This is a genomic window from Myroides phaeus (assembly GCF_900099675.1).
Lineage (GTDB): Bacteria > Bacteroidota > Bacteroidia > Flavobacteriales > Flavobacteriaceae > Flavobacterium > Flavobacterium phaeum.
Window position 1 is genome coordinate 1 of the sequence record NZ_FNDQ01000001.1, and the last position, 15790, is coordinate 15790.

Sequence of the window (15790 nt, forward strand, 5' to 3'; positions counted from 1 at the left end):
TATAGGTATAATCGCCTTTTTCTACTTCTGATACAACTTGTAATTTAAAGCCTAAAGTATAATCTCGTTGACTACGCTTTTCCCTTGTGTTTTCTGTCTCTTTCATAAATAAGTCTATTTTGTGTAAACCTATTTTAGGACGGGACACTACAACAAAAAAGGGCCTCCAAATTGGAAGCCCTTTTTATACTTTATCGTTTATTTCTTAAATACTTTCTTATTAAAAATAATTAAAATACCTACTCCTACTGAAATAGCAACATCAGCTATATTAAAGATTGCATTGAAAAAAGTAAAATCATTACCCCCTACAAATGGCAACCAACTTGGTAAATTACCTCTCCAAATAGGAAAATAAAACATATCTACTACTTTTCCATGAAACCAAGTGCCATAGGGCTTATCCGTAAACATAGTTGCTAATTGATGTGTACTATCATCAAATATTACTCCATAAAAAACTGAATCTATAATATTACCTACTGCACCTGCTAATATTAAAGCAATGGCAACTATTAAGTAATTAGAAGCTTTCTTATCAATAGAATCACTTAACCACCACGCAATACCTCCTACAGCAACAATTCGAAAAGCTGTTAAAGCTAACTTACCATACATCCCTGGTAATTCAACTCCCCACGCCATTCCATCGTTTTCAATAAAGTGTATACGAAACCAATTAAAAACAACATATTCATCATTTAATACAAAAGTAGTTTTGATATAAATTTTCAATACTTGATCTAAAACTAATACAAGTAGAACAAGCAAGTAAGCTCTCTTTAAAGACATTTTTTATTATTTACGCAAGGAACAAATGTAGATTATTTTATTAGATAAAAAAAGCGCTCTTTTTAGAGCGCTTTTAATTTTATTAAAGATTAACGTTGCATATTTTTTGCTTCAATACTCATTGTAGCATGAGGCACCAACTTCAATCTCTCCTTGTCAATCAATTTACCTGTAACTTTACAGATTCCATACGTTTTGTTTTCGATACGAACTAAAGCATTTCTTAAGTCACGAATAAACTTTTCTTGACGAATTGCCAATTGAGCATTTGCTTCTTTAGACATTGTTTCACTTCCTTCTTCGAATGCCTTGAATGTTGGAGAGGTATCATCTGTACCATTATTCAAATCATTCATATAGGCGCTTTTGATCAATTCTAAATCCGCTTGAGCTTTATCAATCTTAGCTGTAATCAACATTTTAAATTCCGCCAAATCCGCATCAGAATAACGTACTAATTCACCTATGTCTTTCATGATTTTAATTATTTTAAAATTAACACTCGTGTCTTTAGCTCATCGAACTCTACATCAACACCTTCTACTAATTCAGCAGTAAATTCTAATGTATGAGTCAACGTTTCAGATTTTATGTAATCTTCATTCGCTAAAACAGCCTCTTTTATTTCTTTTTCTTCTTTTATTACAACTTTAATTTTATCTGTAACTTCAAACCCAGAATCTTTTCTAATATTCTGAATTCTATTTACTAATTCTCTTGCAATTCCTTCGTTTCTTAATTCTGGACTAATTGTTATATCCAATGCCACTGTTAATCCACTATCATTTGCAACTAACCATCCTTCAATATCTTGAGATGTGATTTCTACATCACTCAATGTCAAGATAATGCTTTTATCGAATAAATTAACATTAATCTCTCCATTTCTTTCAATCTCAGAAATATTCTCTTGTGTAAATTTCTGTATTTCCTTAGCTATCAATCCCATATCTTTACCAAAACGTGGTCCTAATGTTTTAAAGTTAGGTTTGATTTGCTTAACTAAAATACCTGAAGCGTCATCTAAAAGCTCTATTTCTTTTACATTCACCTCTGCTTTAACAAGATCCGCAATTAGTTCAATCTCTCCTCTTTGCTTTTGATCCAAAATAGGAATCATAATTCTTTGAAGAGGTTGACGAACTTTTATCATTTCTTTCTTACGTAAAGACAATACTAAAGATGAGATAACTTGTGCTTTCTGCATTCTGCTTTCTAAATCTTTATCTACAACTTCTTCACTAAAGATTGGAAACTCTGCCAAATGTACAGATTCAAATCCTTCTGAAGATGTCGTTAATGTTAAGTCTCTGTAAAGTTTATCCATAAAAAATGGAGCAATTGGAGATCCTAATTTTGCTACAGTAATTAAACAAGTATACAACGTTTGATATGCAGCAATCTTATCTTGTGCATATTCTCCCTTCCAAAATCTTCTTCTACATAAACGAACATACCAGTTACTTAAGTTTTCTGTTACGAAATCGGTAATAGCTCTCGCTGCTTTTGTAGGCTCATATTCAGCATAAAATTCATCTACGCGTTTAACAAGTGTGTTTAATTCAGATAAAATCCAACGGTCTATCTCTGGTCTATCTTTCAATGGAACATCTTGTTCTTCATACTTAAATCCATCAATATTAGCATATAACGCAAAGAACGAATAAGTATTATATAGTGTTCCAAAGAATTTTCTTCTAACTTCTGTAATACCATCTAAATCAAACTTCAAGTTATCCCATGGATTTGCATTTGATATCATATACCAACGTGTTGCATCTGGTCCGTGTTCAGCTAACGTATCAAATGGATCTACAGTATTACCTAAACTCTTAGACATTTTCAATCCATTCTTATCTAATACTAAACCATTAGATACGACATTCTTATATGCTTTTGTATCAAATACAAGTGTAGCAATTGCGTGTAAAGTATAGAACCATCCTCGTGTTTGATCTACTCCTTCTGCAATAAAATCAGCTGGGTATGATAAGTTATTATCTATCAACTCTTTGTTTTCAAAAGGATAATGCCATTGTGCATAAGGCATAGCTCCTGAATCAAACCACACATCAATAAGATCAGCTTCACGATACATTGGTTTACCTGAAGGTGATACTAAAACAATATTATCTACAACATTCTTATGCAAATCAACTTTGTCATAATTCTCTTCAGTCATATCTCCAACTACAAATCCTTCAAATGGATTTCCTTGTTGATATCCTGCTTGTTGTGATTTTTCAATTTCAGCCATCAATTCTTCTACTGAACCAATGATCATTTCTTCAGTCTTATCTTCAGTTCTCCAAATTGGCAATGGAATACCCCAATAACGAGATCTCGATAAGTTCCAATCATTCGCGTTTTTCAACCAATTTCCAAAACGCCCTTCTCCTGTTGCTTTTGGCTTCCAATTTACCTCTTCGTTTAACTCAAACATACGTTCTTTTACTTCCGTAATTTTAATAAACCAAGAATCTAAAGGATAGTATAATACAGGCTTATTAGTTCTCCAACAATGTGGGTAGCTGTGAACGTATTTTTCTACTTTGAATGCCTTATTTTCTTCTTTTAATCGAATTGCAATCTCTACGTCTACAGAACGCTCTGGAGCTTGTCCTTCATCGTAGTATTCATTTTTCACATATTTCCCTGCAAGGTCTCCCATTTCTTTAACAAAACGACCTTGTAAGTCAACTAATGGAACTGCATTACCATCTGCATCTAAAATTAACATCGCTGGCACCTCTGGTGTAGCTTCTTTTGCAACTTTAGCATCATCTGCTCCAAATGTAGGTGCCGTATGAACAATACCTGTACCATCTTCTGTTGTTACAAAATCACCTGAAATTACTCTAAAAGCATTTTCTGGTGTTTGATATGGTAATGTATATGGCAATAATTGCTCATATTTTGTTCCTACTAAATCAGCTCCTTTAAAATCTTTAACTACTAAGAATGGTATTTTTTTATCTCCTTCTTTGTATGCTTTTAATTCTTCTTCTGTTGAAACTTCAACAAACTTCCCAGCAAATTGCTTTCCTACTAATGGTTTCCCTAAAACAACATTTATAGCCTCCCCTGTATATTGATTAAATGATTTTACCAACACATAATCAATTTTCGGACCTACTGTTAATGCTGTATTTGAAGGTAATGTCCACGGTGTAGTTGTCCAAGCTAAGAAGTGAATTGTTCCAAATCCTTGTAAGAACTCTGGCAATGTTGCATCTATCGCTTTAAACTGAGCTACAATTGTAGTATCTGTAATGTCTTTATAACATCCAGGTTGATTAATCTCGTGAGAAGACAATCCTGTTCCTGCTTTTGGTGAATATGGCTGAATAGTGTATCCTTTATAAATCAAATCTTTTTTATAGATTTCTTTTAAAAGCCACCATACTGTTTCCATATATTTCGGTTTATATGTAACATATGGATCATTCATATCAACCCAATACCCCATTTTCTCAGTAAGATCATTCCACAAGTCAGTATAGCGCATCACTGTGCGTTTACAAGCTTGATTGTATTCCTCTACTGTGATTTTTGTACCAATATCTTCTTTTGTTATTCCTAACTCTTTCTCTGTTCCTAACTCAACTGGTAATCCGTGAGTATCCCATCCGGCCTTACGTTTTACTTGATATCCTTTTTGAGTTTTATATCGACAAAAAATATCTTTAATTGCACGAGCCATTACGTGGTGAATCCCTGGCTTACCATTAGCTGAAGGTGGTCCTTCAAAAAATACAAAAGGCTTATTATCATCTCTTGTACTAATACTTTTTTCGAATATTGATTGTTCTTTCCAAAACTCCAGCATCTCAGATGCTACCCCTGACAAATCAAGACCCTTATATTCTGTAAATTTAGTGCTCATCGTTGTTAACTATAATATTTTTTTATCAATTGCGCGAATTTAAACAAATTACTTCAATTCTATCCTAATTAATTGGCAGAAAAACCATTAAAAAACAATTAGAGAGAAAAAACTTCCTGTAAAACCTCTAAAGATTTTGGTTTTCTAAAATCACTGACATGTTGTTCGTAGTAACTTATCAATAACTTTAGAAGCTTTTTCCTATCTAATCCTGTAAAAACTTTTTGTTCTTTAGTAAACCCAAGATTTATTAACCTTTTTAAAAGTATAGTCTCTTCTTCATCTACACAAACGGGCGTAAAATGATTAGTAAAAACGCCTTCTTCTAAATCAAAATAAAAACTATCTATGTCTTTTACTGCTGGATAAAAACCATAAAACTTACTAACCTCTAATAATAATATTAAATGAAAGTTATAGGTTTCTTCATGGGTGTCAAACCACAATAAGGCTGTTTCTAAAAAAGTGAAAAAGCTAACATCTTTTACTCGATCTTTTATTAAATTGTGTAAGACTTCTCCTACGAAAATAGCAATGCAATTCTTAGCATAATCGTAATAGATTGTTTGGTATACGTGCCCTAACTTCACTTCTTTAAAATATTCTAATCCTCCTTTATTTTTAAAAGTAAAATCAATCTCTAACATTGTTAAAGGTTGGAAATAGGCTATTTTCTGTGCACTTTTCCCTTTTGAAAAAGCATTGCGTACAAAAAAAGACAATACCCCTTCTTCTTCCGTTAGGCATTTCACAATCAAACTTTTATCTTGATATTTTAAAACACTTAATACAATCGCCTTTGTCTTAACCTGCATTTCTTCTTATTTAATTGCAATATACTCAAACTACTTATAAAATAATAGTATAAACGTCTTCCCCAAATATAAGTTTTAAAATATGATTTATTCTAATAATCAAGTCATTGAATAAGATTACTACCTATTTTAATAACCAACTCGAAATCTATCCTTTCCTATCGACTAATCAATATCAAAATTCATAGCTTTGCAATTACTATGAAAAAAATGAAAATGAAAAAATTAATCTACACCTTACTAATTGCTATCGTTTTAGGAAGCTGTACTAAGAACACTAACTTCGCATTTGAAGAAAGAGAGTTTAGCAGAAAATCATCTTTAAATTGTACTACTGAAAATTGCACAGAAATTACAATTAATGCTGCAATTATTGTCTCTCCTGACAATTCTGCTTCCCAATTAATTAATAAAAGTAATATTGCTTTAATTAATGAACTACTGCCTTTTACAGACAGTGGTGCTAATGCTGATCAATACGAAGAAATAACAAATACTTTTATCTATGCTTATGAAGAAATTGCTCAAAAGTTTCCAACAGATGCTTTTCCTTGGAAGGCAACAGTATCAAATAATATAACTTTTTACAATCACGAATTAATAAGCTTTGCTGTTGAATACTATACTTACTCAGGGGGTGCACATGGATTTAAGGGAGAAAAAGCTATACATTACAATCCTAATAATGGTCAGGTATATACTAACGAAGAACTCTTTTCTGACTGGCCAGGTTTTCAACAACTTGTAAAATCACAGCTTCGCTCAAAAATTGGTAGTGATCAATATGAAGTAATAGACCAAGATAGTATACTATTTGATGATGATCAATTTAAAATGCCAGAAGACATCTTTATCTATGAAGATTCAATTATAGCTTATTACAATAGTTTTGATATTTCGGCTTTTTCTGATGAACCTGTTAAAATTGAAATTCCAAAAACTCAAGCTGATACTTTTCTGAAAATAAAATTGGTACCAATAGCTACAAACGAATAATAGTAAACTAAATTTACAAACGAATAAAAAGCCCTTTTAGACTTTGAGTATCTATAAAAAAATATTTAAACAGACTGCCATCTATGGATTAGCTGCAGTGTTTCCTAAGGTTATAGGATTTTTTCTTGTTCCTTTCCACACAGAAGTAATGCAGAATGATGCATATGGACAATATAATGTCGTTTATGCAATCTTAATGTTCTTTAATGTTATCCTTGCATTTGGTATGGAAACTGCTTTCTTTAGATTTTACAATCTAAGAGAAAACAAAAAGGAAGTATTCAATAATGCATTACTTTTCTTATCTGTAACGACATTACTCTTCTTAGGAATTGCTTTGCTAACTGAAGATTTCTGGGCTAACTTTTTAAATATCCCTAAGGAAATTCTACAATATGTAATATGGATATTGGTACTTGATGCATTAGTTATTATTCCTTTTGCTAAACTAAGAGCAAATCAACGACCAATGATTTATAGCGCTATTAGAATTGGAAATGTCTGCATTTATACATTCTTAAATGTATTTTTCCTATATTTCTTACCAAAATTAAGCATTGCTTATCCTGAAACTATTTTTAATAAGATCTATATTGAAAACTATCAAGTATCCTATATTTTTATAGCTAATCTCGTTGCAAGCTTACTTACTTTCATTGTTTTCTATAAAGATTATTTGACAATTAAATGGAAGTTCAATAAAGTATTAGGAAAAGAAATGATGCGTTATGGAGTTCCTATTATGATTGGAGGACTTGCTTTTGCAATCAATGAGAGTTTTGATAAAATTCTTCTTGAACGATTACTTCCGGCAGACATTGCACTATCAGAAGTTGGAAAATATGCTGCTTGTTATAAACTTGGGCTTTTTATGGTCCTTTTTAGACAAGCATATACACTTGGAATTGAACCATTCTTTTTCAACTATGCTAAAAATGATGATGCTCCTACAAAATATGCAACAATAACAAAGTACTTTACTATTTTCGGAAGTGCTATTCTTTTAGGTGTAATTGTCTTCTCAGATGTTTTAAAAGTTTTATTTATAAGAAATGAATCATATTGGGATGCTATGGCTGTAGTGCCTTTAATTTTACTGGCAAACTTCTGCATGGGTATATATACAAATCTATCTGTTTGGTACAAATTAAGAGACAAAACAATGGTAGGTGCTTATATCTCAATATTCGGTGCCATCCTAACGCTTATATTCAACTACCTTCTTATTCCTTTTTGGGGCTATATAGGCTCAGCTATTGCAACATTAATAGCCTATGCTTCAATGATGCTTATTTCATACTTAATGGGACAGAAATACTACCCTATACCTTATGATAAAAAAGCTATAGCAGGATATTTAGGTTTAGCTGTCATACTTTCATTTGGGTACTTTTACTTCTTTAGAGAAAACTATTTTATTGGAATAACAGCATTATTAGTATATGCTTTTATTGTGTTTAAAAGCGAACAAAAAATAATCAAAAGCATCCTCAAAAGATAACAACCTATATTTTAATTGATTATAAAAAAACCTACATAATTTCAACAATAAGCTAAATATTTTTTTTGCAGAAATAAAAAAACATTTTATATTTGCACCGCAATAAAGGTAAAAACAACCTTCCTCCTTAGCTCAGTTGGTTAGAGCATCTGACTGTTAATCAGAGGGTCCTTGGTTCGAGCCCAAGAGGGGGAGCATTTAAAAAGCTAGTCATATGACTAGCTTTTTTTGTTTTTAGCAATACCAAAAACTTCGTTATTAATAAACTAAAAACTACATTTATTACAACTGAGATAATCACTCCTTTTTCATACTTCATCCAACAAAATAAACACTCCCTACTTTTGAGTATTTTGAAGATAAATCACTACAAACACAACAACTATAGTAACTAGTAAAAGTCTCTTAAAAAGCCCTTATTTGCGCGAAAAAGCAGCTTTAATTAGTATAATCAAAAAGCCCCTTACATAAATTATGCAAGGGGCTTTGTATATAATCAATTTAGCAATACATTTTAGTTTGCTAAGATAATAATCTTATTATCGCTCAACTCTAAAGTTCCAAGATTGATAGGTAAATGATAAGTATCTTTACTTACTTGTTGAAATTTCGAGCTAAAAGCTGGTGCAATAGAAATGTTTTGCCCTGTAAACTTTACGTTTCCTTTTGTTAGAATCGAAACAATAGGAGCGTGATTGTTTAACATTTGAAACTCTCCTTTTGCTCCTGGAACAGATACAGAAGTAACTTCTCCAGTAAATAAAGTTGCCTCAGGTGATACAATTTCTAATTTCATAATGATATTTTTAAAATGTGTTTAGACTATAATTCAGCAAGCATTTTCTCTCCAGCCTCAATTGCTTCATCAATTGAACCTTTTAAGTTGAAAGCAGCTTCTGGGAAACGGTCTAATTCACCATTGATAATCATATTAAATCCTCTGATAGTATCTTTAATGTCTACTAAAACTCCAGGGATACCAGTAAATTGCTCTGCTACGTGGAATGGTTGAGACAAGAAACGTTGAACACGACGAGCTCTATGTACAGCTAATTTATCTTCTTCAGATAACTCTTCCATACCTAAGATCGCGATAATATCTTGTAATTGTTTGTATTTTTGAAGGATTTCTTTCACACTTTGCGCACAAGCATAATGCTCTTTTCCTAAGATTTCTGGAGTTAAGATACGAGAAGAAGACTCTAATGGGTCTACTGCAGGGTAAATACCTAACTCAGCAATTTTACGTGACAATACTGTTGTAGCATCCAAGTGAGCGAAAGTTGTCGCTGGTGCCGGGTCAGTTAAGTCATCCGCAGGTACATATACCGCTTGTACTGATGTAATCGATCCTTTTTTAGTTGATGTAATACGCTCTTGCATCGCACCCATTTCTGTTGCTAAAGTTGGTTGGTAACCTACTGCAGAAGGCATACGCCCTAATAATGCAGATACCTCAGAACCAGCTTGAGTAAAACGGAAAATGTTATCTACGAAGAAAAGTACGTCTTTTCCTTGGTCATCTCCAGCTCCATCACGGAAGAATTCAGCGATAGTTAAACCTGACAAAGCAACACGTGCACGTGCTCCTGGTGGCTCATTCATCTGTCCGAATACGAATGTAGCTTTTGAATCTTTCATTCCTGGTCTATCTACTTTAGATAAATCCCATCCTCCATTTTCCATAGAGTGCATGAAATCATCTCCGTATTTAATAATACCAGACTCTAACATCTCACGTAATAAGTCATTCCCTTCACGTGTACGTTCTCCAACACCTGCGAATACAGATAAACCTCCGTGTCCTTTTGCGATGTTGTTAATTAATTCTTGAATCAATACTGTTTTTCCTACTCCAGCACCTCCAAATAATCCAATTTTACCCCCTTTTGAGTAAGGCTCAATTAAATCGATTACTTTAATTCCTGTGAATAATACTTCAGTTGAAGTTGATAATTCTTCAAATTTCGGAGCAGCACGGTGAATAGGTAAACCACTATTTCCTTCTTTAGGAAGGTTTCCAAGACCATCAATAGCGTCTCCTACTACATTAAACAATCTACCGAATACATCTTTTCCAATTGGAACTTGGATTGGTGAACCTGTAGAAACTACTTCATAACCTCTACTTAAACCGTCTGTAGAGTCCATTGAAATTGTTCTTACTGTATCTTCTCCAATGTGTGATTGTACCTCAAGTACTAATTTAGAACCATCTGGTTTTGTGATTTCTAATGAATCATAAATTCTTGGAAGTTCGGCGTTTTCAGAGTTGAATATCACGTCAACTACTGGTCCGATAACTTGCGCAACTTTTCCTGTAACTTTAGACATTGCTTATGTATTTATTTAACAGCTATTTACGTTTAATGAAAAAATCTACTTTTTCAGAGTGCAAAGATAGTTTTTTTCTCTGAATATTAAAAAGTTTGAAATTTTATTTTTATACAAAATAAAAGCGGACTGTTTTTTAGCCCGCTTTTTGTGATTATTCAACCGTAACTGACTTAGCTAAGTTTCTTGGTTGATCGACATTACACTCTCTCAACACAGCAATGTGATACGAAAGTAATTGTAATGGAATTGTCGTCAAAATTGGAGTCAAAGCTTCTGAAATACCTGGAACCTCAATAACGTGGTCAGCTAATTCTCTAACTTGTTTATCTCCTTTTGTTACTACAGCAATAATTTTTCCATTTCTTGCTTTAATCTCTTGAATATTACTCACCACTTTGTCGTAGTGATTTTGATTTGGCGCAATTACAATAACTGGCATATGCTCATCAATTAAGGCAATTGGTCCGTGTTTCATCTCTGCAGCTGGATATCCTTCTGCATGAATATAAGAGATTTCCTTTAGTTTTAAAGCTCCTTCCAAAGCAACTGGGTAGTTATATCCTCTACCTAAATATAAACAGTTTGTAGCATCTTTATAAACTTCAGAAATTTTTAAAATCTCTTCATTTTGTGTTAATGCTTCTTCTACTCTTTCTGGAATGATAGATAACTCGTGTAAATATTTTAAATACTCTGAATTAGCAAGTGTTCCTTTCGCTTTAGCTAATCTTAGAGCAATTAAAGTAAGTACTGTAATTTGAGTTGTAAATGCTTTTGTAGAAGCTACTCCAATCTCTGGCCCTGCATGTGTGTATGCTCCTGCATGTGTCTCTCTTGCAATTGAAGATCCTACCACATTACAAACACCGAATACGAATGCTCCTTTTTCTTTTGCTAATTTAATAGCTGCTAACGTATCTGCAGTTTCTCCTGATTGAGAGATTGCTATTAATACATCTGACGAATCTATAATAGGGTTTCTATATCTAAACTCAGATGCATACTCTACTTCTACTGGTATTCTTGCAAATTCTTCTATTACGTATTCTGCAACTAAGGCAGCGTGCCATGATGTACCACAAGCTGCAATAATAATTCTTTTTGCATTTAAGAACTTATCGATATTGTCTTCAATACCTGCCATTCTAATTAAACCTTGATCTGCTAATAAACGACCTCTAAAAGTATCTTTAATTACTTCTGGCTGCTCGTAAATTTCTTTTAGCATAAAGTGCTCATAACCGTTTTTCTCTATTTGCTCTAAGTTTAATTGTAACTCTTGAACATAATGAGTAACTAATGAATCATCTTTAATTTTACGAATACGCAAAGGTTTATGCAATCTAATAATTGCCATTTCTTCATCTTCTAAATAAATAGCATTATTAGTATACTCTATAAATGGAGAGGCATCTGAAGTAATGAAGTATTCATTTTCACCAATTCCTATTGCTAATGGGCTTCCTAAACGAGCCGCAATAATTTCATTTGGTTTTTTAATATCCATTACTGCAATTGCATATGCACCTACTACTTGGTTTAATGCAATCTGAACAGCTTTTCCTAATTTTACTTTTTGTGTTTTTTGAACGTCCTCAATTAAATTGATTAATACTTCTGTATCTGTTTCTGATTTAAAAGTATAGCCTCTTTTAATTAATTCTTGTTTTAGAGAATCGTAATTCTCTATAATTCCATTGTGGATGATAACTAATTCTCCTGAATTAGAAAAGTGTGGGTGAGAATTCACATCATTTGGAACACCATGTGTAGCCCATCTTGTATGACCTATTCCAACAGTTCCCTTTTTTACTGCATCATCACTCTTTTCCTCTAAGTCAGCAACCTTTCCTTTTGTCTTGCAAAGGTTTATTTTTTCTCCATCAAATGTTGCAAGTCCAGCAGAATCATATCCTCTGTACTCAAGTCTTGTCAACCCTTTAATTATCACAGGGTATGCGTCGCGATGTCCTATGTATCCAACAATTCCACACATAATTGTTTACTTTTTAACTTTAGTATAAAAAATTTCTAATTTCATTTTTTTATCGCTATCAGTTGTTTTTGGTCCGTGCAATACTGTTCCAATTGGACAACTTAATGATAACGAAGGGATAGTTAGTGTTGTTTTAGGTGTATTGTCGATTGGTGTTTCTAATGATTGCATACTATATCCAGCGTTTGCAAAATTATTTGCAACAGTTAATGCTAACTTTGGACTGGCATTAGTTTCATTTCTAATTACGCCTCTTACGTGATCAGTAATTTTAAACTTATAGTAATTACCTTCTTTATTATTCTCCTGATCTTCTTTTACAAATATTCCATTGTACCCAGATTTAATACTCTGAGCAGTAGTCATATTATCACTTGTAAAATCAGATAATGGTATTGCATTATCATAATCATATAAAAATAAACGCTCTGGATTTGGAAGTCCATTCATCTGATTACGATCTACAAATATTGTTAAATACGCTTCATTGATAAGTACTTTCTCTTCTTTCAAACGCTTTAATTCTTCAAAATCATTGCTACGCAACAAATCTATAATAGCAATACTACCTTCTCCTCCTCTTAAATAAAGGAATTCATCTCCTTTTTCTGAATTCGCCGATGCTATTTTAGCTTTATACTCCTCATCATTTGAATTATTGTACAAGTTTACATTAAACTTAGTACTTGTATTTCCATTAGGAGCAAATGTCAAAGTAATTTCTTTACGTTGTTTTTCAACTGCTTCTTTCGTAGTAGTTTCCTTTTTATCATCACGAAGAATTATTACTAATTTCCCTTTAGTAATATCTACTAACCCTGCCATTCCTTTAGAACCATTTCCGTTTGCTTTAAACAAAAGGCCTCTAAATAAATTATTGAAAGAACTTGAATTACCTAATTCAGCTTTATTTTTTTCTATAAAATCCTGAAAATAAGCTTTATCTAAATCTAACCACATACCAGGAGCTAAACGCTCTTTCACAAGTGGTTTTCCACTCGCTTCATCTCTTATAACATCTCCTTTATCATCTGTTTTATAGATAGTTTTTTCTCTCTTACTGAATGTAAATTGTTTATTTTGAGTAGCGTCAGAAGAATTATTCAACGGCTTAGCATTCACTTTTTGAGCATCAAAAAGCCCTGATGTGTTTGAATAAAACTTTAATGATCCCCCAGCTGTAATGTCTTCATTATTCAGATAATACCCATTTTGGTAAACCTCTAAATTGAAACTTCCATCACCATAAGTATTTTTAAGTTTATATTTGTTCTCATCATTCTCAACTTTATCAAATTGAGAAAAATAAGGCAAATAAACATAAACAGAATCGACAATTGGATTGTCATTGACAAATGCAAAAGTATTTCCATTATCAAGTACCTGGACAACAAGATTATTACTTGACTCCCCAAACAAACCATTCTTTAAGTAACCAAATGATGTTTCGTTTAATCGAGATCCATCAACCGCTCCATAAGGTTGGTTGTATGCTTTAATATCTTTTACAGTATAAGAAACGATATCAAATTTTCCATCGCCGACAATATTACTACCTGCTTCTGTAAAATCGCTTTCACAAGCTTGTAATGTTACAATACCTAAAGTAAGGAATAATCCTTTAATGATTTTTTTATGGTTCATATAGCCAATCCTGTATGTTTGGTTATTACTTTCTTCTGAAGATAGTTCTTACAAAAACTTTTGATAAAACTCAGTATATGCCTTTGCAAATTCATCTTTCGGAACGAAAGGTAAAAAAGGTTTTTCAGAAGACTCGATAAAATTTGTTAAATTTGAACTTACTTCCTCTGATGCAATAATCACTCCATCAGAGTTTTTGATAGCATTAATCATAATGTTCTCATAAGTTGGAGTTGAGAAATCTTCCAAAATTTCTTCAGGAAGTTCGTCAAATGCAACTTTTTCTTTCATATTATCACTCAGAACACCACTAAAGCCTTCTTTAAAAATAGACGTAACTACTTTTGTATCAGAAAAGATAGCCTCATCTTTATAATAGTGTTTTAAATACGTTGGCAACAATGAAGCCATCCATCCTTGAACGTGAATTACGTCAGGAACCCAATTTAATTTTTTAATTGTTTCGATAACTCCTTTTGTAAAGAAAATTGCTCTCTCATCATTATCAACGAATAAATTTCCATCTTCGTCTGTGAAAGTTGATTTTCTTTTAAAATATTCATCATTATCTATAAAGTAAACCTGAATTCTTTCTTTCGGAATTGAAGCGACTTTAATTATCAACGGCATGTCCATATCATTAACCACAAGATTCATTCCTGATAATCTAATAACTTCATGCAATTGATGTCTTCTTTCATTTATGCTACCATATCTTGGCATAAAAATTCTTATCTGGCCTCCTTGGTCATTTATCATTTTAGGTGCATCATATGACATAGAAGAAACTTCATTTTCCGCTAAATATGGCACTACCTCTGATGATACATATAATATCCTCTTTTCTTTCATCTTCAATTATAATTTCTGTATTTGAAATAAATAAACAACGCAAATTTACGAAATTTTAGCGAGTTATTTTCTAAATAACTAATTTTGCCATTATTTTAAACTCGAAGCTAATGTTTCTTTTTAGTACTAAAGCTGAATTACAAGCGCATTTAAATACATTTCGCGAAGCTAATAAAGCAATTGGTCTTGTACCAACAATGGGGGCCATTCACAACGGGCACCTTTCATTAATGGAACAATCATTAAATGAAAATGAATGTACGGTTGTTAGTATTTTTGTGAATCCTACTCAATTCAACAATGTTGAGGATTTAGAAAAATATCCACGTACATTAGAAAGAGATGTGGAGAAAGTAAAGTTTCTTTCTAATCAAATTGTAATATTTGCACCGACAGTAGATGAAATGTACGGTGGAAATACTGTAGCCCAATCATTTGACTTTGATGGACTTGAACACGAAATGGAAGGGGCACAAAGACCTGGACATTTTGATGGTGTCGGAACTATCGTAAAGAAATTGTTTGAATTAGTTTTGCCGAATAAAGCTTATTTTGGTGAAAAAGACTTTCAACAATTACAGATTATTCGCAAACTTGTTGAAAAGAACAACATTCCAGTTCAAATCGTTGGCGTGCCTATTTTCAGAGCAACTGACGGATTAGCAATGAGTTCTCGCAACGAAAGAGTTTCTCAAGAAGGATTACAAAAGTCAACTTTTCTCTACAAAGTTTTAAAACAAGCTAATGAACTTTTTAAAACTGAGAGTATAGAAAAAGTTAACCAATTTGTTGATACTGAATTTAAAAATAATTCTAACTTTGAACTCGAATACTTTACAATTGCAGAAGAAGATACTTTAAAAACAGCTGTAAATAAAGAAGCTGGTAAAAATTACAGAGGTTTCTTAGTTGCTCATATTGAAGGTGTTCGATTAATCGACAATTTATCATTTAACTAAAACTCAAGCGAA

At 32.3% G+C, this 15790-nt stretch carries 12 protein-coding genes and 1 tRNA gene; 4 read left to right on the forward strand and 9 right to left on the reverse strand.

From position 1 onward, the window contains the following. Nucleotides 1-198: 198 nt before the first annotated feature. From BLT46_RS00005 to recO, 4 genes are all read right to left on the reverse strand, one after another. Nucleotides 199-792 carry a lipoprotein signal peptidase gene (locus BLT46_RS00005; protein ID WP_090404267.1) on the reverse strand — a complete coding sequence of 198 codons (594 nt, stop codon included), beginning with the start codon at nt 790-792 and terminating at the stop codon, nt 199-201. A gap of 89 nt (nt 793-881) precedes the next feature. Next, nucleotides 882-1268: a TraR/DksA family transcriptional regulator gene (locus BLT46_RS00010; RefSeq protein WP_090404270.1), complete on the reverse strand. Its 387-nt coding sequence runs from the start codon at nt 1266-1268 to the stop codon at nt 882-884. Nucleotides 1269-1276: 8 nt separating this feature from the next. After that, complete coding sequence (gene ileS / locus BLT46_RS00015) at nt 1277-4678, reverse strand: isoleucine--tRNA ligase (RefSeq protein ID WP_090404272.1); 3402 nt, start codon at nt 4676-4678, stop codon at nt 1277-1279. A gap of 98 nt (nt 4679-4776) precedes the next feature. Next, entirely contained in the window at nt 4777-5493 is a 717-nt protein-coding gene (gene recO / locus BLT46_RS00020) for a DNA repair protein RecO (RefSeq protein WP_090404275.1), read from the reverse strand. Nucleotides 5494-5709: 216 nt separating this feature from the next. Here recO and BLT46_RS00025 point away from each other — a divergent pair, with 216 nt between their 5' ends. The 3 genes from BLT46_RS00025 (at nt 5710) to BLT46_RS00035 (ending at nt 8185) form a co-directional block, all read left to right on the forward strand. Next, nucleotides 5710-6489 (forward strand): PdaC/SigV domain-containing protein, encoded by a 780-nt coding sequence (locus BLT46_RS00025; RefSeq protein ID WP_176770705.1) that lies wholly within the window; start codon nt 5710-5712, stop codon nt 6487-6489. Nucleotides 6490-6532: 43 nt separating this feature from the next. After that, nucleotides 6533-7990 (forward strand): oligosaccharide flippase family protein, encoded by a 1458-nt coding sequence (locus BLT46_RS00030; RefSeq protein WP_090404278.1) that lies wholly within the window; start codon nt 6533-6535, stop codon nt 7988-7990. A gap of 121 nt (nt 7991-8111) precedes the next feature. After that, a tRNA-Asn gene (locus tag BLT46_RS00035) sits at nt 8112-8185 on the forward strand. A gap of 319 nt (nt 8186-8504) precedes the next feature. Here BLT46_RS00035 and BLT46_RS00040 read toward each other — a convergent pair. From BLT46_RS00040 to BLT46_RS00060, 5 genes are all read right to left on the reverse strand, one after another. Further along, nucleotides 8505-8786, reverse strand: coding sequence for a F0F1 ATP synthase subunit delta/epsilon (locus BLT46_RS00040; protein WP_090404279.1), 282 nt, complete (start codon nt 8784-8786; stop codon nt 8505-8507). A gap of 26 nt (nt 8787-8812) precedes the next feature. Then, a complete protein-coding gene (atpD, locus tag BLT46_RS00045; protein WP_090404280.1) occupies nt 8813-10324 on the reverse strand; it encodes a F0F1 ATP synthase subunit beta in 1512 nt (503 codons plus the stop codon). A 154-nt stretch (nt 10325-10478) separates the two neighbouring features. Next, nucleotides 10479-12323, reverse strand: coding sequence for a glutamine--fructose-6-phosphate transaminase (isomerizing) (gene glmS / locus BLT46_RS00050; RefSeq protein WP_090404281.1), 1845 nt, complete (start codon nt 12321-12323; stop codon nt 10479-10481). Between the two features lie 6 nt (nt 12324-12329). Next, the gene (locus BLT46_RS00055) at nt 12330-13967 is read right to left on the reverse strand and encodes a BamH family beta-barrel-assembly machinery protein (RefSeq protein WP_090404294.1); all 1638 of its coding nucleotides are present in this window, start codon (nt 13965-13967) and stop codon (nt 12330-12332) included. Between the two features lie 48 nt (nt 13968-14015). Continuing rightward, the gene (locus tag BLT46_RS00060; RefSeq protein WP_090404297.1) at nt 14016-14819 is read right to left on the reverse strand and encodes a glycogen/starch synthase; all 804 of its coding nucleotides are present in this window, start codon (nt 14817-14819) and stop codon (nt 14016-14018) included. Between the two features lie 110 nt (nt 14820-14929). On the opposite strand from BLT46_RS00060, the gene panC reads away from it, so the two are divergent. After that, nucleotides 14930-15778 (forward strand): pantoate--beta-alanine ligase, encoded by an 849-nt coding sequence (gene panC / locus BLT46_RS00065; RefSeq protein ID WP_090404300.1) that lies wholly within the window; start codon nt 14930-14932, stop codon nt 15776-15778. Nucleotides 15779-15790: the final 12 nt, after the last annotated feature.

What these genes read in the sequence shown, in the direction of transcription:
- BLT46_RS00005 (WP_090404267.1), bottom strand. Translation starts at nt 792, where the DNA reads ATGTCTTTAAAGAGAGCTTACTTGCTTGTTCTACTTGTATTAGTTTTA.
- BLT46_RS00010 (WP_090404270.1), bottom strand. Translation starts at nt 1,268, where the DNA reads ATGAAAGACATAGGTGAATTAGTACGTTATTCTGATGCGGATTTGGCG.
- ileS (WP_090404272.1), bottom strand. Translation starts at nt 4,678, where the DNA reads ATGAGCACTAAATTTACAGAATATAAGGGTCTTGATTTGTCAGGGGTA.
- recO (WP_090404275.1), bottom strand. Translation starts at nt 5,493, where the DNA reads ATGCAGGTTAAGACAAAGGCGATTGTATTAAGTGTTTTAAAATATCAA.
- BLT46_RS00025 (WP_176770705.1), top strand. Translation starts at nt 5,710, where the DNA reads ATGAAAAAATTAATCTACACCTTACTAATTGCTATCGTTTTAGGAAGC.
- BLT46_RS00040 (WP_090404279.1), bottom strand. Translation starts at nt 8,786, where the DNA reads ATGAAATTAGAAATTGTATCACCTGAGGCAACTTTATTTACTGGAGAA.
- atpD (WP_090404280.1), bottom strand. Translation starts at nt 10,324, where the DNA reads ATGTCTAAAGTTACAGGAAAAGTTGCGCAAGTTATCGGACCAGTAGTT.
- glmS (WP_090404281.1), bottom strand. Translation starts at nt 12,323, where the DNA reads ATGTGTGGAATTGTTGGATACATAGGACATCGCGACGCATACCCTGTG.
- BLT46_RS00055 (WP_090404294.1), bottom strand. Translation starts at nt 13,967, where the DNA reads ATGAACCATAAAAAAATCATTAAAGGATTATTCCTTACTTTAGGTATT.
- BLT46_RS00060 (WP_090404297.1), bottom strand. Translation starts at nt 14,819, where the DNA reads ATGAAAGAAAAGAGGATATTATATGTATCATCAGAGGTAGTGCCATAT.
- panC (WP_090404300.1), top strand. Translation starts at nt 14,930, where the DNA reads ATGTTTCTTTTTAGTACTAAAGCTGAATTACAAGCGCATTTAAATACA.